This is a genomic window from Paenibacillus hebaui (assembly GCF_051934385.1).
Lineage (GTDB): Bacteria > Bacillota > Bacilli > Paenibacillales > Paenibacillaceae > Paenibacillus.
The window spans coordinates 3413864-3438478 of the sequence record NZ_CP196836.1; the positions used below are offsets into that span (position 1 = coordinate 3413864).

16 protein-coding genes and 2 pseudogenes are annotated in these 24615 nt (G+C 44.6%); 16 read left to right on the forward strand and 2 right to left on the reverse strand.

The window, feature by feature from the left end:
• Positions 1-32: 32 nt before the first annotated feature.
• The 3 genes and pseudogenes from ACR32F_RS15095 to ACR32F_RS15105 all read left to right on the forward strand — a co-directional run bounded on the left by ACR32F_RS15095 (position 33) and on the right by ACR32F_RS15105 (position 3341).
• A pseudogene (locus ACR32F_RS15095) lies at positions 33-1681 on the forward strand (ABC transporter substrate-binding protein).
• Positions 1682-1966: 285 nt separating this feature from the next.
• The gene (locus tag ACR32F_RS15100) at positions 1967-2452 is read left to right on the forward strand and encodes an alpha-L-fucosidase (RefSeq protein WP_440119492.1); all 486 of its coding nucleotides are present in this window, start codon (positions 1967-1969) and stop codon (positions 2450-2452) included.
• Positions 2453-2465: 13 nt separating this feature from the next.
• Complete coding sequence (locus ACR32F_RS15105; RefSeq protein WP_440119493.1) at positions 2466-3341, forward strand: discoidin domain-containing protein; 876 nt, start codon at positions 2466-2468, stop codon at positions 3339-3341.
• A 159-nt stretch (positions 3342-3500) separates the two neighbouring features.
• On the opposite strand, the gene ACR32F_RS15110 is transcribed toward ACR32F_RS15105, so the two are convergent.
• A complete protein-coding gene (locus ACR32F_RS15110) occupies positions 3501-4643 on the reverse strand; it encodes a glycosyl hydrolase family 8 (RefSeq protein ID WP_440119494.1) in 1143 nt (380 codons plus the stop codon).
• A 301-nt stretch (positions 4644-4944) separates the two neighbouring features.
• On the opposite strand from ACR32F_RS15110, the gene ACR32F_RS15115 reads away from it, so the two are divergent.
• The 13 genes and pseudogenes from ACR32F_RS15115 to ppsA all read left to right on the forward strand — a co-directional run bounded on the left by ACR32F_RS15115 (position 4945) and on the right by ppsA (position 23586).
• On the forward strand, positions 4945-6231 hold the full coding sequence (locus tag ACR32F_RS15115; protein ID WP_440119496.1) for an SGNH/GDSL hydrolase family protein: 1287 nt from the start codon (positions 4945-4947) through the stop codon (positions 6229-6231).
• Positions 6232-6279: 48 nt separating this feature from the next.
• The gene (locus tag ACR32F_RS15120; RefSeq protein ID WP_440119497.1) at positions 6280-6915 is read left to right on the forward strand and encodes a glycoside hydrolase family 11 protein; all 636 of its coding nucleotides are present in this window, start codon (positions 6280-6282) and stop codon (positions 6913-6915) included.
• 158 nt (positions 6916-7073) lie between these two features.
• Positions 7074-7913, forward strand: a complete 840-nt coding sequence (locus tag ACR32F_RS15125; protein WP_440119498.1) for a formylglycine-generating enzyme family protein — start codon at positions 7074-7076, stop codon at positions 7911-7913.
• A gap of 176 nt (positions 7914-8089) precedes the next feature.
• Positions 8090-8857, forward strand: coding sequence for an alpha/beta hydrolase (locus ACR32F_RS15130; RefSeq protein ID WP_440119499.1), 768 nt, complete (start codon positions 8090-8092; stop codon positions 8855-8857).
• 49 nt (positions 8858-8906) lie between these two features.
• The gene (locus ACR32F_RS15135) at positions 8907-10016 is read left to right on the forward strand and encodes a response regulator transcription factor (RefSeq protein ID WP_440119500.1); all 1110 of its coding nucleotides are present in this window, start codon (positions 8907-8909) and stop codon (positions 10014-10016) included.
• Between the two features lie 4 nt (positions 10017-10020).
• Positions 10021-11805, forward strand: coding sequence for a sensor histidine kinase (locus ACR32F_RS15140; RefSeq protein WP_440119501.1), 1785 nt, complete (start codon positions 10021-10023; stop codon positions 11803-11805).
• A gap of 13 nt (positions 11806-11818) precedes the next feature.
• A complete protein-coding gene (locus tag ACR32F_RS15145) occupies positions 11819-13360 on the forward strand; it encodes a response regulator transcription factor (RefSeq protein ID WP_440119502.1) in 1542 nt (513 codons plus the stop codon).
• 139 nt (positions 13361-13499) lie between these two features.
• Positions 13500-15154: pseudogene (locus tag ACR32F_RS15150) on the forward strand (ABC transporter substrate-binding protein).
• A gap of 111 nt (positions 15155-15265) precedes the next feature.
• On the forward strand, positions 15266-16231 hold the full coding sequence (locus ACR32F_RS15155; RefSeq protein WP_440119503.1) for an ABC transporter permease: 966 nt from the start codon (positions 15266-15268) through the stop codon (positions 16229-16231).
• A 13-nt stretch (positions 16232-16244) separates the two neighbouring features.
• Positions 16245-17147 carry a carbohydrate ABC transporter permease gene (locus ACR32F_RS15160; RefSeq protein WP_440119504.1) on the forward strand — a complete coding sequence of 301 codons (903 nt, stop codon included), beginning with the start codon at positions 16245-16247 and terminating at the stop codon, positions 17145-17147.
• A 215-nt stretch (positions 17148-17362) separates the two neighbouring features.
• Entirely contained in the window at positions 17363-18985 is a 1623-nt protein-coding gene (locus ACR32F_RS15165) for a helix-turn-helix domain-containing protein (protein WP_440119505.1), read from the forward strand.
• A gap of 22 nt (positions 18986-19007) precedes the next feature.
• The gene (locus tag ACR32F_RS15170) at positions 19008-20762 is read left to right on the forward strand and encodes a cache domain-containing sensor histidine kinase (RefSeq protein WP_440119506.1); all 1755 of its coding nucleotides are present in this window, start codon (positions 19008-19010) and stop codon (positions 20760-20762) included.
• A gap of 202 nt (positions 20763-20964) precedes the next feature.
• Complete coding sequence (ppsA, locus tag ACR32F_RS15175) at positions 20965-23586, forward strand: phosphoenolpyruvate synthase (RefSeq protein WP_440119507.1); 2622 nt, start codon at positions 20965-20967, stop codon at positions 23584-23586.
• A 40-nt stretch (positions 23587-23626) separates the two neighbouring features.
• Here the strand turns inward: ppsA and ACR32F_RS15180 are convergent, their stop codons facing one another.
• Positions 23627-24598: a helix-turn-helix transcriptional regulator gene (locus tag ACR32F_RS15180; protein WP_440119508.1), complete on the reverse strand. Its 972-nt coding sequence runs from the start codon at positions 24596-24598 to the stop codon at positions 23627-23629.
• Positions 24599-24615: the final 17 nt, after the last annotated feature.

Genomic DNA, 24615 nt, shown 5'->3' on the forward strand with positions numbered 1-24615 from the left:
CACTACAACCATTCGTAAGGGAGAGGGTCTTTTTGAGAAAAACAGGATCATTCGTACTTGCTTGTGTACTGTTTCTGTCTGTGGCGCTGGCGGGATGTTCATCCTCAAGTCAAGGCAGCGGGGAAAAGGGAGACGGCGCTTCATCCGGCGACAACGTTTCCATTAATGTGTTTGCTCATCAAAGCTCGGATACCAACCTTCTGACCAACAAGTTTACAAAAAAATGGAAGAGAAGTTCAACATTCAGTTTAAATGGACGACCGTACCTTTTGACGGCGCTGCTGAAAAAAGACAGATTTCACTGGCTTCGGGTGACTACCCGGACCTGTATTTGCTCATTCCCTGGGTGGACCGTTTTTCACAAACGGACTTGTTGAAATTTGGCCAGCAAGGTGTCATCGTGCCGCTCAACGATTTGATTGACCAATATGCACCAAACATCAAAAAAGTACTGGACAGCAGTGAATACTATAAAGCGATGAATACGGCTCCAGACGGCAAGATTTACGGTCTGACGGGCTTGAATGAATGCTTCCACTGCTCCTATCCAAACAAAATGTGGATGAATACCAAATGGTTGAAACAGCTCGGCTTATCCGAGCCCGCAACGACAGAGGAATTCAAGGAAGTGCTGAAAGCCTTCAAAACAAAGGACCCGAACGGTAACGGCAAAGCCGATGAAGTTCCTTTTAGCGGTTCCATTGAAAATTTCGGCGTGCATATCATTCCGTATTTGATGAACGGGTTCATCTACGACGATGACAGAACCTATCTCATTGCGAAGGATGGCCGGGTTGAGACGGTTGCGAGCAAACCGGAGTGGAAGGAAGGACTTGCCTATATCAAGTCGCTGTACGATGAGGGTTTGATTGACCCTGGTGCTTTCACGCAAAATGTCGGGGCTTTCAAAAAAATCGGAGATAACGCGGAGGCGCAGCTTCTTGGCGCAGGTGCGGCCATGCACCCGTCTCTTTTTGTGAGCACTGGGGAGGACGCTCCGTATGCAAAGGATTACAATCCGATCCCTCCACTGAAAGGGCCGCACGGTAATTATGCAAGTTATAACTATCCGATTGATCCTGGAGCATCGTTTGTACTGACAAACAAGGCAAGCGAAGAAACGCAAATTGCAGCCATAAAAATGCTGGATTATCTCTACACCGAGGAAGGCGCCATGAGTTCTTATCTGGGTGAGGAAGGCACAAGCTGGCGCAAGCCGCAGGAAGGAGAGGTGGCCCTGAATGATCAGGTACAGCCTCTATACAAAGCAATCCCTCTTCCTTCGGGAGAGGAACCCCGTAATGACAGCTGGGGTGCGCTGAGTCAGTACAATCACCACAGAGCATACCGCGATGCCGAAGTGCAAGGCAAGGACATCTATGCAAACGACGGATATGAACGCCGGCTTTATGAGGCAACATTGCTGATGGAAGGCAAAGAACCCGATGAAGTCTTTCCGCATTGGGCATTATGGGTTGACCCGGCAAATGCAGATGAAACAAGTATGATGCAGACGAATCTCAAGGATTATATTGACCAGAACGCCCTGCAGTTCATTACAGGAGCGAAGGACCTGGATAAAGATTGGGATGATTATGTAAAAGGGTTGGAGGGACTGAACATCAAGCGTTACCTGGAAATTATGCAGGCAGCTTATGATTCCTCGTCCATTTCCAAGTAAGGAGTACCCGGCTGTATAACAAAACGTTCTCGGTTCGCAGGGAGGTTCATGCGAATCGGGAACGTTTTTCGTTAAATATTTTAATGTTTGGGGCTACGATCTGTAACGGAGTGTCTATTTCAGTTAGAAGCGGTCTTGGCATTTCAGTGTTACCTAACTTTGTGATACAGGAAATAAAGATATTTCGAAGGAATGGCATAACGATGTTGCAGGGTTCAAGGGGGTGAAGCTCGAAAAGTATTTGCAGGACCATCAAGACGCATATGACGAATGGAGGATTTCATAATGACACTGGACTGGGTTAAGCAGGCTGCGCTGGTACGACCATCCGAGCGTCAACTGGCAGTACAGGAAATGGGATTTTATGCGTTTGTTCACTACACAGTTAATACATATACGGGTGAGGAGTGGGGGACAGGAGAGGAAGATCCTTCGATCGTTGATCCGACTCAGTTCGATCCCGATCAATGGGTAAGCGTATGTCAATCGGCCGGGATGAAGGGATTGATCCTGACCTGCAAGCACCATGACGGCTTCTGCCTGTGGCCGAGTCAATATACGGAGCATACCATCCAGAGAAGTCCATGGAAGAACGGCGAAGGGGACATGGTAAAAGAGGTGGCAGAAGCCTGCCAGAGAGCTGGTTTCCGATTCGGAGTATACCTTTCTCCGTGGGATCGGCACGAACCGTGTTATGGAGACTCGCCCCGATATAACGCCTTTTTTCTGAATCAATTGCGAGAGCTGTTAACGAATTACGGCGACGTTTAATGGCAAACGTCAAGTGTATGATTGGGATGCATACTATACGTTAATTCGAGAATTACAGCCCGATGCCGCGATTTCCGTTTGCGGACCGGATATGCGATGGTGTGGGAACGAAGCGGGACATTGTCGCACCTCTGAATGGAACGTAGTCCCGGCTTCTCTTCGCGACAACGAAAAAATCCAAGAAAATTCGCAGCAGTCGGATGATCGGGAGTTTGCGAAGCGATACAGTTCAAACGAAGATGATTTGGGGAGCAGGGAGATCATACGCAATGAACAAGAGCTTGTATGGTACCCGGCTGAGGTAAATACATCTATTCGTCCTGGGTGGTTTTATCATTCGGAAGAGGATAATCAGGTCAAAACGCTGGATGAGCTAATGAATGTATATTACGGTTCAGTTGGTGGAAACGCGACATTTCTATTGAATCTTCCACCAGATCCACGGGGTCTCATTCATGAGAATGATGCGGCCCGAATGAAGGAGCTTGGGGAGAATCTCCGTTCTATCTTCCAAAACAATCTGGCCGCAGACGCGTTGGTGAATGCCACTGAATCAACACATGACCACGATGCCAACCTTATGCTGGATGGGAACAAGGATACGTATTGGGCTAGTGAAGAGGGAACGGAGGCGGCTATTGTTGATTTGAATCTACTAACTGAAAAGACGTTCAGTCATATCGTATTGCAGGAATATCGGTATACCCAGCGGATTGAGCAGTTTGAACTGGAGTACAAGGACGGGAGTGAATGGAAGCCCCTGTTCAGCGGCACTGTAGTAGGTTATAAGCGTATATGCCGTTTCGAGCCTGTGACCTCGCAGCACATTCGGCTCAAGATCAGCGAATCCAGATGGTATCCTACGCTTGCTTCATTCGAAGTATATTAGATCTATTCTGAATTCAGACGAAACAACGAATAGCCAGTAGAACATCCTGAAAAAATGCCAACAAGCCAACGTAGAAATGACGGTTGGCTTGTTGGGTTGTTGGGTTAGAAGTTGAATCCTTTGGTAGCATAAGATGGAATGATTGCATTGACGTACAAATTAATACATGCGATAGTTGCCACTCAAAGCAAGCAGACTGAAGAAGTACAGACAATTGTCATAGTAACGGCGTACACCCTGGCGCAGCGGCGTGTTCCAAAACTGGTGTACGAACTGGCTTGCATGTGGACCATCCGCAGCTAAAGAAGCCATGGCATTGGTGGCAAGAAGTCCAACGGGATGCAGCGATGGCTCGTCGAACGGTTCACCTGCGATGGTATAACGCCGGTAATCGGATACTTCAATGTCACTGAAGAATGCCTGGATTCGATTGGACTGCTGTACTTGCCAGCGGTCCTTGCGGAACCATTCCCAGTCAAGAGCAATGTTTGCCGCAACCCGGTAAGCATCACTATAGAAATGTCCAAAATCCCCATGAGGCTGAGGTGGTGCTGGTGTGCCGTCAAAATTGGCATACTCGGGGGAAAGTCCGGTTACCGGGTGACAAGCTTTATGAAGATAAGCCCGGCTTTCTTCCGCAGCCTCAGCCCAGAAGGACTGATCACCTTCATCTGCATACTTTGCGAACAATTCATAAAAATGAGGCAGATGATAGGAGGGATCACTGAATGGTGTTTCCGGTGTGAATTTGATTAATTTCGTTTCCGGGTCCCACATCGGATCACCCTCGCCATGTTCTCCTTGATGCACGCAGGCGTGAAGTATTCTTCTCGCTTGCTCGGCATAATTATATGGCGCAGGTCCATCCCCCCAGCGGTTGGAGGCGAAGAAGAGGGCCATGGCAAAAAATTCTTCCCCGTCCGGTGCAGGTCCGTGCGATATCCGCGTGCCATCCGGTTTGCAATGCCATGCAAAATAATCCTTGTATCGGCCATCCGTGTGCTGCATGAATGTTTTCGAGAAATTCCAGAGTCGATCGAACTCTTCTTTTTTATCCATTTGCACAGCCATCATCATGCCATAAGACATACCTTCAGAGCGCACATCAAGATTGCCGGTATCCAGCAAGTAACCTTTGTCCTCACCCATAGGATGATATATTCGTGAATCTGCATCCCCATAAAATAATTCGTTCCATGTTTCTTCGAGTTTTGCGTTGATTTCATCGTCGCTATAGCCCAGTTCCAGAAACAGATTTCTGTATGTTCCAGTGTAATATGCGCCTTTATCGGTAATCGTCATTCGTTTCGTATCCTCCTTGATCTATCGGTCTGTTCAAATTATAGCATGGCTGACCCCATCAAATTAAAGCGCTTACTTAAGAAATTATAGGTATTTCATTCAACGTTTATTTTTTTAAAGGCTATATTGATTCAAATGCTATACTTTACCTGGTAGAAAACTATCATTCGTCAGGTTGTTGCCATATTATGAAAGCGCTACACTTTGGTAGAAGGCTTACATCAAGTGTAAATACGACTGTAGCATATAGTTCCTTCACAATGTTCTGAAGCACTTATTACATTCATTCAGAAAGGATGGTGTGTATGCTCCGCAATTCAGGAGATGTGGACGAAAAAAAGCATTAACAGCACCGCGTGATCCCGTGAAGAGGGCGGAACCTGTCATTGAGCCTGCAATTGATTTGGAATCTCAGTCCTATCGTGACATGATTGAAAAATCACTTTTGAACAAAGGGAACAATACCAGATTAAAACGCGCAATAGAAAAAGCCAAAAAAGGCGAACCTCTAGTCATTGCCTACATTGGAGGCTCGATTACCCACGGTGCTGGTGCTGAGCCAATTCATCTCCAATGTTACGCCTATCGTTCATACGAAAAGTTCAAGCTTATGTTCGCACCTGCGAACGATAGCTCTATTCGTCTAATTAAAGCAGGTGTAGGCGGAACACCATCAGAGTTGGGAATCGTGCGTTATGAGCGAGATGTGCTCCGGGATGGCACCGTTCAGCCGGATATTGTGATTGTAGAATTTGCTGTGAACGATGCAGACGATGAAACCCAGGGCAATTGTTATGAAAGTCTTGTGCTCAAAGCACTTTCTGCGGATAACAAGCCAGCAGTCATCCTGCTGTTCAGTGTGTTTGAGAATGACTGGAACCTTCAGGATCGTCTGGCTCCGATCGGCTGGCATTATAATCTGCCTATGGTAAGCGTGAAGGATGCTGTTGTAGAGCAGTTCCAGTGGACAAAGGATGAGGGCAACATCATTTCCAAAGAGCAATTTTTCTATGATATCTATCATCCGACCAACGCTGGACACAACATTATGGCCGATTGTCTGAGTTTTCTCTTCGACGTAACTGCTCATTCCCAACCGGACAAAGAGGATTATGCGATTGAAAAACCGCCTCTGATCGGAAATGACTATACGGATATAAAACTCATGGATCGACAAAACGGCGATACCATCGCACGAATCGAAACGGGTGGTTTTGGGAAAACAGACACGGATCTACAAATGACAGAAATAGATGATCATGACTATGGCACACCTCTATTCCCCAATAACTGGATGTATTCCAACGAGGACGGAGAGGGCCAGGGCAGTTTTAAGCTCAGCTTGTGTTGCAGACGGCTTATTCTGGTCTTCAAGGATTCTGGAAGTGACGAATTCGGGACCGCCATGATTAAGGTGAATGGAGAAATCGTAAGAAAAGCTGATCCGCGTCAAGTGAACTGGACGCACTGCCATGCCATACTTCTACTTGATGAGAAGGATGCCGGCGAGCACACCATTGAAATTGAAATGGATGAAGGGAATGAAGATAAACGTTTTACGATTCTGGGTTTTGGCTATGTCCATTAAAATCGGATTCGCATCCCATTTGAATTATAAATACTAGGAGGTATTCTAATGTTCAAGTTTGGCAAAAAATTGTTAACGGTCGTTCTCGCAACATCCATGAGTTTTGGCGTATTTGCAGCAACTTCCAGTGCAGCAACGGATTATTGGCAAAATTGGACGGATGGCGGAGGAACGGTCAACGCCGTGAACGGATCTGGTGGAAATTACAGCGTGAACTGGCAAAATACCGGGAACTTTGTAGTCGGGAAAGGTTGGACAACCGGTTCTCCAAACCGAGTGGTTAATTATAATGCCGGGGTATTTTCTCCTTCCGGGAATGGATACTTGACCTTCTATGGTTGGACCAGAAATGCACTCATTGAATATTACGTGGTGGATAACTGGGGGACTTATCGTCCAACGGGAACTTACAAAGGCACGGTGAATAGTGATGGCGGCACATACGACATCTATACAACGATGCGTTACAATGCTCCTTCCATTGATGGCACACAGACATTTGCCCAGTATTGGAGTGTTAGACAGTCAAAGAAACCGATTGGAGTTAACTCCACGATTACGTTCATTAATCACGTGAACGCATGGAAGAGCAAAGGAATGAATCTGGGAAGCAGTTGGTCCTATCAGGTGATGGCAACAGAGGGATATCAAAGCAGCGGAAGCGCAAACGTGACTGTTTGGTAAAATGTTGTGGGGCAGGCCAACGCCTGCTCTTGAATTTTCTGGATGCGTTGCGGGCCGTTTATCGTCAGATTAGCGGCCTTCGATGTTGCCGGATGCAAGCGCGGCTAAGAACGTCGTCATTATTTATAATTTTCTATCAGCCTAAAGGAGTTAGATGAATGAAAAAGCTGGTAATGCTTACTTTAATCGCAATAGCAGTTAGCCTAAGTGCTTGTTCAACGGATAAACCTGTAATAAAGGATGACCTCGTACTCGTGGAAGGGGGAACATTTAAGAGCAACAAGTCCAATGATACTGAAAAAAAAATAAAGCTGTCCACCTTTTATATTAGCAAATACGAAGTGACTCAGAAGGAATGGGTTGAGGTCATGGGAAATAACCCTTCCGGCTTCAAAGGAGATGATTTGCCGGTTGAAATGGTGAGTTGGTATGACGCCGTGGAATACTGTAATCAAAGAAGTATAAAGGAAAACTTAGAACCGTATTACAACATAGACAAGGATAACAAGGACACGGAAAATAACAATGAAAACGATAATATAAAATGGATTGTAACGATCAACGAGGGAGCTAACGGTTACCGTTTGCCTACAGAAGCGGAATGGGAATATGCTGCGAGCGGCGGCCAAAAGAGTTTGAATTACACATACAGTGGAAGTAATAATCCCGACGAAGTAGCATGGTACTGGAAAAACGCCGGGGATAAAATCCTGAGTGGTGACTGGAGCTGGCCCGCTATTGAGAGCAATCGGAATCAAACGCAAAGGATGGGAACCCAGAAAGCCAATGAGTTAGGAATCTATGATATGTCTGGAAATGTGAGGGAATGGTGTTGGGACTGGTACAGCGATTCGGAGAGTCCCGAACAAACCTGGCGAGTTGTGAAGGGCGGCGGCTGGATGGGCGGCACCAATAACAATGAAATATCATTCCGAGGCAAGTTTGATGCGAATGGTTTTGGTCCCGATCAAGGGTTTCGTATCGTACGCGGAGAATAATTGGCCCCTCCCTGAGAGGAGGCCTTTTTGGAGTTTAATCTATAATTTGTCGGGTAAAAATCTATGATTTAACAGGTTGTCGTGCTCAATTGTAAGCGCTACACTTGAAAAAAAGAACTCGCTGTCCTGCGCTACATTCGGGACGTGACAAAACAAATAGAAGGGAGAAGAAGTGAATGATGCTATCTTCTGATGGATTTGATCAGATGAGGGAACATATCCCTCGTGGAAAAATGGAACGAATAGAGTACTTCTCTGATACAGTTGGAGTCTCACGACAAACTATGATATATACACCGCCTGAATATTCGGCAACTCATCGGTACAACACGCTCTACCTTTTGCATGGCATAGGCGGAGACGAATTCGAATGGCATAATCATGGCAATCCACAGGTCATACTCGATAATTTGTACAATGATAACAAGCTTGAACCTATGATCGTTATTTTCCCTAACGGCCGCGCCATGCCAAATGACCGAGCGGAGGGGGACGTGTTTGATCCGGTTAAAATACAAGCTTTCGAAAGGTTTGAATTCGATCTGCTTCACGATTTGATTCCATTCATTGAAGAGAATTACTCGGTGTGGACAGATCGGGAAACCCGCGCTATTGCCGGTTTATCGATGGGCGGAGGGCAGTCTTTAAATATAGGATTGAGCAATCTTGATCGCTTTGCGTGGATTGGGGCCTTTTCCGCTGCTCCTAATACGAGAGCTCCTGGAGAAATCGTTCCGAATCCAGTAGAAACTTCTGCGCTTGTGAGGAAGCTCTGGCTGTCCTGCGGTGACCAGGATAACCTCAAGCATATCAGTGATAACCTGCATGCTTACTTGGTTCAACATGATGTTCCACATATTTCGCGTGAGGAAGAGGGCGGACATGATTGGCCTGTTTGGAAAAGCGGATTGTATGATTTTTCTCAATTGCTTTTTAAAGTTTAATACCAGGAAAGTTTCATATAGCTGATCACGAGGAATGGCAGGTGAGCGAATGTACAAGGTCATTGTTGCGGATGATGAGCCGTTTATGCTTGAAGGATGGAGAACCATGATTGACTGGCGAGCTTGTGGATACGAACTCTGCGGAACAGCAACGGATGGTGAAGAAGCACTTGCTTTATTCCATTCTGTTCAACCTGATCTTGTCGTCACGGATATACAAATGCCCATTATGGATGGACTGGGTTTGATTCAAACGTTGCGAGAAGATCTAGCCTATACCTCGAAAATTGTCATCGTTACAGGATATTCAGATTTCAATTACGCGAAACAAGCTATACGGTATCAGGTTGATCAATATGTGCTCAAGCCACTTGTGCCCGAGGAAATCCATCAAGTACTTATGGAAATGATTGAGCCTCTGGACAAACGCAGACATGAGCAGAAGCAGTATGATCGATTAGTCTTAGCAGATGAAATCCAAGTTGATCATCTCAATGAGCATATAACGGAAAAATATGATTTAGAGAAAATGATGAATCTCTCAAAGGATATATTGGCTTTGATTGAAGCAGGGGACGCTTATCCCATTGATAATGCAGTGAGAGAAATGCTACATATGGCTGAAAAAGCTGAAGTTTCGTTGGAATGGATACACCATGTCATCCGATACATCCATGGCGAGCTACTACGCAAGTATGGCAAAAAGGACGCGTGCAAGGAAATACTGTGTGAGAAAGAATGGCATGAGACAGCAAGTTGGTCTTCCGGTACATTACAAGAGCTATGTGTTCGCATATCCGTGCAAATCTCTCAGACTGATATGACGGAGTTAGGCACAGGAGGTCTGGTTGCAGATGCAGTCAATGAACTGAAGCAACACTACCGCAGCAAAATTAAATTACAAGACGTGGCTAATCGGATTCACGTTAATTCTGCTTATCTGGGCCAGCAGTTCAAGCGAGAGATGGGGGTCAGTTTCAATGATTATGTACACCAGCTTCGAGTCGAGGAGGCCCGCAAACTTCTAAGACGTACCAACATGAAGATAGCTGATATTGCACTCAGCCTGGGATATCATGATCCTGAATATTTCGCCCAAAAATTCAGAGCGCATACAGGGGAGCTTCCATCTGTCTATAAAAACAAAAACCAAGGGTGATCATATGCGCCATAAATTCTGGATGTTCCGTAAGGTTAATGATATTCCTCTCCGATCCAAATTTCTGCTGATTTATGTACTTAGTATTCTCCTTCCTGTAATAACCATTAATATTTTCTTTTATCAACGAACCTCGGCAGACATCAAGATACGTGAACAGGAAAATCTCCGCAAATCCATAGAACGGGCTGCGGGTGAACTTCTGGGTATGATTGACGAGAGCGTTGCTCTGAGCAGAATTATCGCAGCAGACGATTCACTCTATGAGGCACTGGATCGAACCTATCCATCGCCTGTGGATTATTACAACGAGTACCATGCATTTCTACGAGACAAATTAACACGTTATATGTCAGCCAATATTCTGGAGGTACGAATTTATACGGATAACGATACCATACAGACGGGCAGTCATTATATCGTGATGAAAGACAAGATGGAATCACTTCCTGGATTGAAACAGCTGGAATCCACGATCGGCGGTATTCTCGTTGTTGATTATAATGATCCATCCGTGTTTAATCCGGGGAGACGCATCAGTGTGATTGGCAAGATGGATACCTATACCTCGTATGCCAATTATGCAAAATATTCCAAGATTGATTTGGAAGTGAGCCGGGTGTATAGCATATTAAATCGTGAATCAGACAGTCTCCAGCTACGTCTAGTGGACAGCAACAATCGTACAGTCGTTTCGAGTGGCGAGAGTAGCGAAAGTGACTTGTCCCAAACCCGCGATGAGCTGATATCCAAGGAAAGTGGGAATTCTGCTTACACACTCGAAAAATCATTGGGAAACCTAGCCTATCTAAAGGGCTGGAAATTGATTGGAGTCGCGGATACCCGACATCTTGACCAACTGCTGAAAGAAGCCCGTAATTCAATTTTGGGACTACTCGCCATAAGCATCGTAGTGCCATCGGTTTTGATTTACATTATTTTACGCTCCTACCACTATCGAATCCGCAAACTCTCCAGGCATATGGAGAAGGTTCGCAATGAACGATTCGACCTTATCGAAATTCAAGAGGGGCGCGACGAAATTGGCGGACTTATTCGCACATTTAACATTATGATTGGTAAAATTCATACACTTATCAATGACGTATATAAACTGGAAATCAGGCAAAAAGATTTAGAGCTGGATCAGGTGAGGACCGAATTGTCCATGCTCCAGAGCCAGATGAATCCCCATTTCCTGTTTAACACCTTGAATGCCTTACTGGTGGTTAGCACGAAGAACGGGTATACCGAAGTCATCGAGATTATTAAAAGTCTGTCTGTACTGATGAGACAGCTGCTTAGTCATTCCGATAATCTGATTCCCTTGCATGAAGAGCTTCAATTCACGAATCTTTACCTTCAGATTGAGAAGTTTCGCTTTGGAGAACTGTTTGATTACACCTTCGATGTTGATCCTGATGCAGCGTCGTTGCTCATACCCCGAATGAGTATTCAACCTCTCGTCGAAAATGCATGCAAACACGGATTGCAGGCTCGGAAGGATGGAAGACAGATCAAGGTAACCGCGAAACGAGACGCTTCTGAGCTGGATATTCAGGTTATTGATAACGGAATCGGCATGGATGCGGCCAGACTAACCCAACTCCTAAGAGATATTCGTTCTGAAAGACCCAGGAACGGAGAGCATGTAGGGCTCCGCAATGTATACCGGAGGTTAGAGTTATTTTATGAAGGGAATGCGATCTTCAATCTAAGCAGTGTGCCGGGAAAGGAGACCATAGCGGGGTACCGTATACCGTTTGCCAAACTGGAACCTAGGAAATAGGAGCTGACTTCTTATGTATAAAGTGCTGTTAGTAGATGATGAACCGTTTGCCATTGAAGGTCTACAGCTTTTGATCAACTGGGAAAAATACGGTTTTGAAATCAGAGGTGTGTGCTCCAATGGGGAGGAAGCCATTCGTATGATGCAACAAGATCGGCCTGATCTTGTGGTTACAGACATTCGTATGCCCGTCATGAATGGTCTGGAGCTGATTGAAGAAGCACGCCGCTTGGACCATGAATCTGTGCTATTTGTCATTACGAGCGGATACAGTGATTTTAATTATGCCAGACAAGCTATTCGATTAGGCGTTTCCAACTATTTAACCAAACCGGTTGACAGTACTGAAGCAGACGACATGTTGGAACGTCTCCGTTCGGAATTACAGGAACGCGAAGAGCAGGAGCGTGTTCGGGGACATGCGGACCAACAAAGGATCAAAGTATTCTTGTCAGCACTGATTAAGGATAAAAAGGATACTTCTGGACAAGAGATGTCAGAGATCGTCTCTCGTTTAAATAAGTCACATTGGACCTACCTTCAGATTGCTTTTCAGGGAGATATTCAGCAAGCCTGTTCAGTCGCCGAACAAATGGCTGGTGAAACAACCTATTGTTATGTGATAGAGCGAACAAGAGACATCTTGGGATTGGTATGGGGGGAAGAAGCGCCAAGTAAAGCTGGGTCATCTGAAAGAATTAAAGCTTTTACCGAGCTCTTAATGAACAACATGCAAGAGAACGGCTGCGAGGATATAAGTATCGTCGTCGGATTACCTGTCAGCAATATCGAGAATTTATCCGATTCCTTCCGCTCCGTTCAGGAAGTTGGACGTTATTTGTTTTTTAATCAAGCTCGTGTTTTGTTTGCCGAAGATCTCAAGCCTGAGAATCTGCATTTTGATCCAGAAACACTATCAGACATAGACCGTATTACCGACTTGCTTGAGAACGGATCTGTAGATGAACTCTCGTGTTCTGTGAGGAAGACCTTTGATATGTTCAAACAGATGAAGGCTGCGCCAGAGCTCATTCATATTTTCTCCACACATATTATGTTCCGAGGGCTCTCCCTATGTAAAGAGTTGGGAGGAGGGCCTAATGCCCTGATGCATGAATCGGCCAGCCGCATCCTGGAGAGGAGCCATCGAAACATAGAAGAGATCGCGTACAACCTGGAGAATTTCTGTTTGCAGTGCAAGTCGGCATTGGCTATTCTCCGCGAGAGACAGGTGGGAGGCATTCAGGCCAGGGTAGCGGAATATGTGCGGACGCATTACAAAGAGACATTTACGATCCAGGAGCTCGCAGAACGATTTTACATGAACCCGGTCCATTTGGGCCAATCCTTCTTGCGCAAGTACGGCAAGGGTGTAATAGAGGTGGTACATGATCTGCGAATGGAGGAAGCGAAGCGTCTGCTCCAAGAGACGAACCAGACATCAAGTGCAATTGCAGAACAGGTAGGGTACCGCAGTTATCAGCATTTTCTGAAACATTTTGAGAAACGAACAGCCATGAAACCCTTAGAATTCAGGTTGAAGTTTACAACTTGATACAGGTAAGAAAAGAACCCCTCCTTCATAAGACCTACAATTAAAGGGGGGTGGATCTTAAATTTATATATTTTGTAACCGCATACATTTCATCATACTAAGAATAGTAAAACATACCACTTCCAAGGAGGGCAAGTACATGGGGGGACTGAAGAAAAAGAAGCTTTGGGGTTCCGTATCAATCGTTCTGGCATTAAGTTTGGCTCTGGCAGGATGCAGCGGTGACAGCGGCAAAACGACCACAGCGGACGGTAAAGAGGTGTTAAACATCTCGGCGTTTATCGGAACACCGAATCAGGCACCAACTCCAGATAACCGAATCTACAAAAAAATCCAGGATGAGCTGGGCGTCAAACTGGAGATGGAATTTCTGGTGGGGGATCTGCAACAGAAGTTAGGAGTCATGATCGCCGGTGGCGATTTCCCTGACTTGATCACAGCGGATACCAAGCTGGTTGCGGCTGGAGCGGTAATTCCGCTGGAAGATCTGATTGAAGAACATGCACCCAATCTGAAGAAACATTTTGGAAAAGACTGGAACCGGATGAAAGATTCAAGTGACGGACATATTTACTGGTTGCCTAACTATGGCGTGTATACAGGGGAATTCATAAGTAACTATTATTCTGGCCCTGCCTTTTGGATTCAGAAATCCATTCTGAAAGATGCCGGTTACCCGACACCCAAAACGTTGGATGAGTTCACGGAGTTAATCCGTAATTACGCAGCCAAAAATCCAACCATTGACGGTCAACCGACAATTGGCTTTACTACACTGGCCTCAGACTGGCGGACGTTCCCATTGCTCAATCCACCAGAACATCTTACGGGTCACCCCAATGATGGGGGTGTAGTCGTGGACGAGAATGGAGTCGCCAGCGTTTTTGCCGACAAGGACATCTCCAAACGATATTATAAGGAACTGAACAAACTGTATAATGAAGGATTGCTTGACAAAGAAGCATTTGTTCAAAACTACGATCAGTATCTGGCGAAAATTTCATCGGGACGTGTGCTTGGCATGTTCGACCAGCACTGGAATTTCCAGACGGGTGAAGACACACTCGTTGCTCAGGGCAAGATCGGACAGACCTATGTCGGTTTCCCTCTAGTCTATGACACCAGTATCAAAGATCATTATCTCGACCGTCCAGTCATTAACCTGAATAATGGTTTTGGCATCAGTAAAGATGCTGAGGACCCCGTTGCACTCATCAAATTCCTCGATAAGCTTATGGACGAAAAATACCAAAAGCTTCTGTCCTGGGGTGAAGAGGGCGTGGATTATCAGGTAAATGATAAAGGAAGATTTTATCGTACGAAAGAGCAACGGACCCAGCAGGAAGATCCGGCATGGAGATTGGCAAACCGCGCAGAGGGTTTCTACGGTGCAGCACCGAAGCTCGAAGGAACGTTTGAGGATGGCAATGCCATTGGAGCAATCAACCAACCAGAGGAATTTTACGACAATCTTAAGCCGGAAGACAAAGAACTTCTGGATGCTTACGGGCTCAAAACATGGAGTGATTTCTTCTCCCCTGCACCAGAGAATCCCATCTATTACCCAGCATGCAGGTCGATCTTAAAGAAGGCTCAGATGCTTCGGTTGCAAACAAGCAAATGACAGATACTTCGCTCAAATTCTTGCCTAAGGCGATTATGTCCAAGGCCAATGAATTCGACTCCATCTGGACTGAATATGTTGACGCTTACAAGAAAATCAATGTCAAATCTTACGAGGACCGGATTAATGAACAATTGAAATGGAGAATTGAGAACTGGTCTGTTAAATAAAAAAATGCGGCAATGATCGGCCCGGAAGGTTCGAACCAGAAGAAGGCTCAACATGAGCCTTCCGGGACTATTATGCATAATGCCGCTGCAAGCCAATAGGAGGAGTGAACGATGGCGAACACGCCTGGAGCCATACCGGAGCAAACTACCCGAACAGTCGTTGTCAAAACACCCATTTTAAAGCGGTTACGCGAACAAAAGCAACTGATGTTCATGTCGCTACCGATTGTCGCTTACATTCTTGTATTCGCGTATTATCCCATCTGGGGCTGGGCTATGGCCTTTCAGAATTACAGTCCTGCCAAGAGTTTCACACAGCAGGAATGGGTTGGACTCAAACACTTCAAATTCTTGTTGACAGACGACGCATTTCTAAATGTGCTTCGCAATACCATTGCGATGAGTGTGATCAATATGGTTCTAGGATTTGCAACAGCTATTGTATTTGCTATTTTACTTAATGAGATCAAACACCGGTTTTATAAACGAACCATTCAGACTATATCCTATTTGCCTCACTTTCTCTCATGGATCATCGTGACAGGCATCGTGGCAAGTTCGTTGTCTGTAGACGGCGGGATTGTCAATGTTGTACTCATGAAACTGAACATCATTCAAGAACCCATCATGTGGCTCAGCGTTCCCGAATACTTCTGGGGCATTGTAGGCGCATCGCATGTGTGGAAAGAAGTGGGATGGAATGCCATTATTTATCTGGCAGCCATAACGTCTATTGATCCCTCGCTCTATGAAGCGGCAGAGATCGATGGTGCAAACCGATATCAGAAAATGCTGTATGTGACCCTACCCGGAATCAAATCCATTGTAATCATTTTGCTGATCATGAATATGGGCTGGATTTTGGAGGCTGGATTCGAAGTTCAGTATTTGTTAGGCAATGGCGTGGTTGTAGACTGGTCGCAGACGATAGATATATTTGTCCTGAAATATGGACTACAGATTGGTAATTACTCTTTAGCAACGGCGGCAGGTATCTTCAAGACCGTGGTTAGTATCACACTGATCTTTGCGGCGAATTCCATTTCCAAACGATTCGGGGAAGACCGATTAATATGAGGGGGACTAAGAGATGGGCATAAATAAATCTCGGCTTGAGCCGATTGTCTTCCATACGTTAAATGGTGTGCTGATGATCGCGATCGCGATTATTACCCTGTATCCGTTTGTGAATACACTCGCCGTTTCGTTCAACGCCGGTAACGACACCATCCGGGGTGGTATCTATTTGTGGCCCCGAGTATGGACGGATCAAAATTACAGAGCTGTATTTGCAGGTGGGACCATCTTTAACGCCTTTGGTATTTCTGTAGCGAGAACGGTGTTGGGAACAGTCCTGAGTCTGTTTCTGACCTCCATGCTGGCGTACACGTTAAGCCGAAAGGACTATATATTACGGAAGCCAATTACCATTATCGTTGTACTTACGATGTATTTTAGTGCGGGTCTTATTCCAACCTACTTCTTGATGAAAGACCTGCATTTGTTAAACAACTTTCTGGTTTACATTATTCCTGGGCTGATCAGTGCGTTCAATATGATTGTCATTCGAACCTATATCCAGACCCTACCCGAGGGACTGATCGAATCAGCCAAAATCGATGGAGCTGGTGATTTCAGAACATTCATATCTATTATTCTACCGCTGTGCCAGCCTGTTCTGGCTACGGTTGCGCTGTTCATTGCAGTTGGCCAATGGAATTCCTGGTTTGATACGTTTCTGTACGCCTCTTCCAAGCAAAACCTGAGCACACTGCAATATGAATTGATGAAACTGCTGTCTTCTTCCATGAATTCCAACAGCAGCGCATCGGTTGCCAATGGTTCAGATATAGGCGCTGCGCGTAATATGGTCACACCTATATCTATTCGGGCGGCCATTACAATCGTAGCAGCATTGCCTATCTTGGTCGTCTATCCATTTTTGCAAAAGTATTTTGTTGTTGGGTTGCAGCTTGGTGGTGTAAAAGAATAAATCTAACAGTAGGTTAGCAGACAACCGTTAGATCGTAATCGTTAGATCGTAATCGTTAGATTTGAAATCAAGCGCCTGTTTCCTTCACATGTGAAGGGCAGGCGCTTGATTTATTATATACCAAGAGAAAAGCACAAATTGTATTGTGTAGAATGGTAATTATTCGTTTAATGGTAAAATAGCTTAGATATGAAAAACAAAAATGGGGGACTTCTATGTATAAACTGATGATTGTAGATGACGAATTACTAATGCGGGTTGGCATACGTTCCATGCTGAATTGGGAAGAGTACAACTTTGATGTGGTTGGTGAAGCGGGGAACGGAAAAGAGGCCTTGGAGCTTGCGCTTGAAGTAAAGCCTGATCTAATTATTACGGATATCAAGATGCCTGTCATGGATGGACTACAGCTTATACAAGAGGTATCTTTTATACTAAATACCTGTAAGTATGTCATCCTGAGTAATTTTGATGAATTCCATTATGTGAAAGAGGCTTTAAAACTTGGCGCTACAGACTACTTGATTAAAAGCGAGATTACCGAAACCACCCTTGTCGAGCTGCTTACTACCATTAGACAGAAACTGCAAAGTGAACATGGCAGCCCGACAAACGCACCATTTATAGGCCATGATTATTCAAAGAGCCTGAGACATCTGAAAGACAGCTTTTTCCAGGATGTTGTAAGCGGATTCATCAATGAAAAAGACATTGTCTCCAAAGCGGAAGAACTGCAATTTCGCATAAGATCGGACAATCTGATTGTCATCAAGTTCATTGTTAATTATTACGAGGATGCGAAGATGAAATATATCGAGAAGGGTGAAAAACTGCTTCGATTTTCGATTCTGAATATTATGGAAGAGATCATTCCATCCAAATGGGAGAAAGAGATTTTGGTTGAAAGCTCCTCTGAATATTGGGTTGTTGTCAATGTGCTTCCTGAACGTGAAACGGTACACACTGATATAAATAGATTATGCAATAAGCTCATATCTTCGATAAAGGATTTTATGAATCTATCCCTTACGGCGGGTGTAAGTACAGTTGTTACTAGTTTTCGTTGCATCAGACAGGCATGTCAAGAGGCGGAATTCGCCCTAAAGCAAGCTTTCTTCACAGGCAGCAATCAGGTGTTGTACTACGAGGAAGTGGTCCACACCCCAGAGCGAAAAGAAGTAAATGGGATAATGAACCCGCAGCAAGAAAGAGATTTTTTGAAATTATGGGTAAGCAAAGATAACAAAAAAGCGGAGGATTTCCTTGAAGGAATTCGAGCTGATCTGGAGTCGCTGCGGGCCGATGAGAGCAGTATTCGGAAGCAATATATTATGGTAATGGAAACGATCCACTCCCATTTAACACGGGCTACACATCAAAGCAAGCCTTCTTTTACAGAGAAATCACCCTACGAAATCGTGCTGAAGGGCGAGTTCTGGAGGGATATCCATCGGGAGATGCTGGCTCATATTGCGTATTATTTTCAAACCGATTCTCAAATCATGCAGGAACATACCTACACAGACCTCGCCATTGAGCTAATCGACAAGTATTATGCCGAGGATATTTCTTTGCAGGGTGTAGCCAGCCAAATTAATGTCAATCCATCGTATCTCAGCCGATTATTTAAGCATGAAAAAGGAGAGAATTTTATTTCTTACCTGACACGAGTTCGGATTGAGCATGCAAAGGCTTATCTATTGAGCAGGGAGTGGAGAGTATATGAGATCGCGGATAAGGTGGGTTACCACAATTACACGTATTTCAGCAAACTTTTCAAAAAATTAGTAGGGCTCACTCCTGAGGAATATCGAGAAAGTCAGCAGAAATCCATGTAATCCGTGAATAGAGGTGCATCAAATGAGACGTGGGAAGCTCTTCCAAATCAGGTACAAAATCATGGTCATATGTATGACCGTCATTATCCTTCCAGTATTCGTGATGACGATCAATTCGTATTACTCGTCTGAGCGGTTATTAGCACAGAATTACACGAAGCTGTTAAGCGACCTGGCTAAACAGACGAATATTCGTATTGACGAGTTTCTAAAAGAGATTGAGAAAATTACACTGTTGGCCAGCAATGGACTGAACAACGATTTATCTGCGACACATGAAGGGAGCTTTCCAATTCAAGATTTTTTGCGAGATGGTGGCGAGCAGCGTGAGATTGCAGCATACAATATTCTGATGAACTACATCATGATGAAGGATCGCGTATTCTCCATTTACCTCTATAACTTGAACGGTGGACAAGATCTGTTCGTAAGCCCTAACCAGCCTATTGACCCAAATTTCAAAATGGTGAACGAATTATGGTTCAAAAAGTTTATGCATGGCAATGATCGAACCATCACGTTGACAACCCGAATAGATGAGCAATTGGAAAATAAAATACTGGCCGTCTCACACGCTCGAAAAATTCATGATGTGACTAACGGAGAAATGCTTGGTGTGATTATTGTCAGCATTGATATCAAATTCATCGAAATTGTTAATCGTAATTTGCAGGAAGCGCTACGCTCAAGATTCATGATTGTTGATGAGGATGACAAAATTGTATATAACGTGAACGACCGGTTGATTGGCACATTGTTCAGGGACAACGTCCGTCCAGACGAATCCTTAAATGTCGTAGTGACGAATCCGCTTAGTCAGCAAAAATGGACGACATACTTATACATGCCTTTGGATGAACTGACTGCCGACGGCAAGCTGTTGGGCCGTAGTCTGGTGACGCTGGCCATTGTCATGTTTCTTTTTGCTGCCATCATCTCCACCTTTCTATCACATGTCATTACAACCCCTATAAAGAAACTCCTACGCAACATCGCTCTGGTCGAAAAGGGGCAATTTGAACAAGTTGAACATATTCGCTCACGAGATGAGATTGGACATTTATCGATTCGATTTAATAAGATGTCTCATGAATTGAAGCGTATGGTCGAACGGATGCAGCAGGAAGAAATAGAAAAAGCGCAAGCCGAGATGCGTGCGCTCCATGATCAGATTAAACCACATTTTCTGTATAATACTCTCGGGTCGGTGAAATGGATCGCGTCCATGCAACAGGCTGACAAAATCGTGGAAATGACAGATGCACTAATCTCGATGCTCCGCTATGCAACAAGATCCGATGGAACGCTGGTCACGATTCGTGAAGAGATCGATAATATAGTCAATTACGTAACGATCCAGAATGTCAGATACTATGGTTGTATTCAGATGAGATATGAGATTGAGAATAGACTAATGGATTATCGTATGCCCAGAATGATTCTGCAACCGATTGTGGAAAATGCAATTTTTCACGGTCTTGCCGAACTCGAAGATGACGGAATCATTACGATTCGGATTCAACCACAGGGCAGTGATATTGCGATTGAAGTCCGCGATAATGGGGTCGGTATGGAGCTTCATACGATGCAGAACCTGATGGAAGAAAAGTTCGACGCACCTACTGGAACCAAAGGGATCGGTCTACATAATGTGCAACGGCGCATTCAGCTTCATTTCGGGAAGCCGTATGGAATACAGGTGGATAGTAAAATTGGAGAAGGTACGATTTTTACGATTCTGCTTCCAGCCATTTCAGGTTTTCTAGAACCCAAGTAGTTCTGAAACAAAAAAAAGAACCTGAATAGTATTGTCAGGTTCTTTCATATTGCATATAAAAAGACACAATGATATAATCAGATCGCATCTGTCAAAGGATATGTAGGCATAAACGGGTTATCTTATAATCTAAATTTATCATGCTGGCAAACTCTTGTCAAATGTTTTTTTCTCAATCTAACGGCTAAGGGAGAGATACGGAATGAGTTCTTTGGTTCTCGATTTTCAGGAAATGAGTAAAACACAGCTTTTTCTCGTTGGTGGAAAAGGATTGAATTTAGGAGAGTTATCAAAAATCGAGGGAATACAGGTTCCCGAAGGGTTTTGCATTACAACTGTCGGATATCAAAAAGCATTAGGACACAATGAAACCTATCACGCTTTGTTGAATCGACTAACGATCTTAAAAGCCGAAGATCGAGCTGCTGTTGGCGAAGTCAGCAGAGAGATTCGCCAACTCATTATGGAAGTGGAACTGCCCTCCGATGTCGTAAGCGAAGTTGCTCGCTATCTCTCTCGGTTTGGCGAGGGACATGCCTATGCCGTACGCTCCAGTGCAACAGCTGAAGATCTGCCACATGCCTCTTTTGCGGGTCAACAGGATACGTACTTAAATATTATAGGCAAAGACGTCATTTTGACACATATCCGCAAATGCTGGGCATCTCTGTTTACGGATCGCTCGGTAATCTACCGGAACCAAAACGGCTTTGATCACCGTCAGGTTTATATATCCGTTATCGTGCAGAGAATGGTTTTCCCAGAAGCTTCGGGTATATTATTCACCGCTGACCCGCTGACCTCCAACCGAAAGCTGTTAACCATTGATGCCAGTTTTGGACTAGGAGAAGCGCTGGTTTCCGGCTTAGTATCCGCGGATGGTTATACTGTACAGGAAGGTAAGATCGTGAATAAGAGGATCGCAACCAAAACATTGGCGATCTATGGACTACAAGAAGGTGGAACAGAGACCCGGCAGATCAAGCCAGATCAGCAAAATATTCAAACACTGACTGACAAACAAATTCTGCAATTGGAACGCTTAGGCAGAAAGATTGAAGCTTATTTTGGAAACCCGCAAGATATTGAATGGTGTTTGTCCAGAGATACCTTTTATATCGTCCAGAGTCGTCCAATCACCACATTGTATCCAATCCCTGAAGCAAACGATCCAGAAAATCATGTTTATGTGTCCGTTGGACATCAGCAAATGATGACTGATCCCATGAAACCGCTGGGATTGTCGTTTTATCTGTTAACGACTCCTGCCCCTATGCGGAGAGCAGGTGGAAGACTTTTTGTGGACGTTACTCCAATGCTATCCTCATCTGCGGGCAGAGATCAGCTGATAGATAACTTGGGAAAATACGATCTGCTCACCAAAGATGCACTCACGACCATCGTAGCACGAGAAGGTTTTATTACATCTTCACCTGCTGGTGAAGAAACAGCCAATCTCAATAAAAGCAATACGAATGCTGCTCCCTCATCTTCAGGTTTTCAGGCATCCATGGAGAACAATCCGGCAATCGTTACGAATCTGATTCACAAGAGTCAGATATCAATCGAAGAGTTAAAACAAACAATCCAAACGAAATCAGGGTCCGATCTATTTAATTTTATATTGGAGGATATACAAGAATTAAGAAGAATTTTATTTGACCCGCAAAGCACAAGCATATTTATGGCTGCCATGAATGCTTCCTTCTGGATCAATGACCATATCAAAGAGTGGTTGGGTGAAAAAAACGCAGCAGATACACTTTCTCAATCCGTACCCCACAATATTACTTCGGAAATGGGTCTGGCGCTATTGGATGTCGCAGATGTTATTCGTCTTTATCCGGAAGTCATTGCTTATTTGCAGCAGGTAAAGGATGATGACTTTTTGAATGAACTCGTGAATTTCCCTGGGGGACAGGAAACCCGAGACGCGATTTGTGCTTATCTGGATAAATACGGAATGCGATGCCCCGGTGAAATCGATATAACGAGGACTCGATGGAGCGAAAAACCAACCACACTTCTGCCGTTAATTCTGGCTAATATCAAAAACTTCGAGCCTCATGCCAGCAAACGTAAATTTGAGCAAGGCCGTCAGGAGGCACTGAACAAGGAACAAGAGCTACTGGAGCGATTAAAGGAATTGCCCGATGGGGAACAGAAGGCTCAAGAAACCAAACGAATGATCGACCTGCTCCGAAATTTCATCGGATATCGTGAATATCCCAAATACGTCATGGTTAATCGCTACTTCATATATAAGCAGGCTTTATTGAAAGAAGCCGAACAACTTGTACAAGCTGGCATTATTTCCGAAAAAGAAGATATCTATTATCTCACCTTTGAAGAACTTCACGATGTTGTGCGCACCAATACACTGGATTCCCAGATTATCAGCAAACGAAAGGAAGACTACAGATTCTTTGAAAAACTAACACCTCCACGTGTAATCACGTCGGATGGAGAAATCATTACAGGCAAGTACAACCGGGACGATCTGCCCGCCGGAGCTATTGCAGGATTACCTGTTTCTTCCGGAGTTATTGAGGGAAGGGCACGAGTCATCCTGGATATGGAAGATGCTGTTCTCGAAGATGGAGATATTTTAGTCACCTCATTTACCGACCCTAGCTGGACGCCATGGTTTGTAAGCATAAAAGGGCTGGTCACCGAGGTTGGTGGATTGATGACCCATGGAGCTGTTATCGCACGTGAGTATGGTTTACCTGCCGTAGTTGGCGTGGAGAATGCTACCCGCCTGATTAAAGACGGCCAACGCATTCGTGTGCATGGAACGGAAGGGTACATTGAAATAGTGTAATTCTGAAAGCTGCCAGCCTGGAGAAATCCGGACATGATGCTTACAATCTTTGATTCAGTTTGTCATGCATTCTGTTTTGTATCCGTGCCAGTACTTCCGCCGGTACTTCTCTGAACTGGATATCCTCACCTAGGAAAAGCAGCCAATTCGTGATTTCGGTTAATTCCTCCGAACGGTTAACTTGTATATAAGTCTGTAGAACTGCCGCTGTTTGAAACGGATTCGTATAAGAGATGGACAAGTGCAGCGGATGGTATTTTCTGAACTGGGAGATTGCTCTGGGGCCAAGTTCAAGAATAAGATTGATCTCCTCTTTCTGCTGTCTTAGTTGGTCTAAAATCTTTTTTTTGCTCATTCTTTTATGCATTGTATGGGGTTCAACGTCGGTAACAAGGTCAACAGGAATAATCCGTCTCTTTTCTTGTTGTAAGTCAAAGCATTCAATCAGCCACAGGCTTTTTTCACGATAAAGGTGCAGAAGATACACCGGATAAGAGATCTCCACTTGTTCTTCAAGCGTAGTAAGCATTAAGCAAGCATCTGAAAGCAAAAGGTGAATGATTTTTTCCAAAATAGGATGGGGCAGGTCTGTCAGATCAAGCAAGTCGGGATGATGGGGATTCGTTCCTTCAAAAAGCAAAAGTTCATTCAAAAGAACAAGATCATCCTGCTGATTCTTCGAGATCAGGCCTAACAATTTTTCAGCCAGGGACTGGCGACTTTTGAGGTAAGGTAGCTGTTGATTTCGTGTAGCCATAAAGGCAATAAAAAGAGCTTTAATCTCATTATCGGTAAATCGAACTGTTGGGAGAACAGAGTTGTTCATGACAAAATAGCCGCCGTCCCGTCCGACCTCAGCCACAAGCGGCATCCCCAAGGCTTCAATTTCTTTGATATCCCTTATAGCAGTAGAACGGGAAATGTCAAATTCGCGCATGATCTCAGTAATAGTAAAACGGGCGCGATTGTTGATATACCTCATGATCGTATTAATCCGTTCTACCTTTTTCATCTGTCCTCCTAAACAGT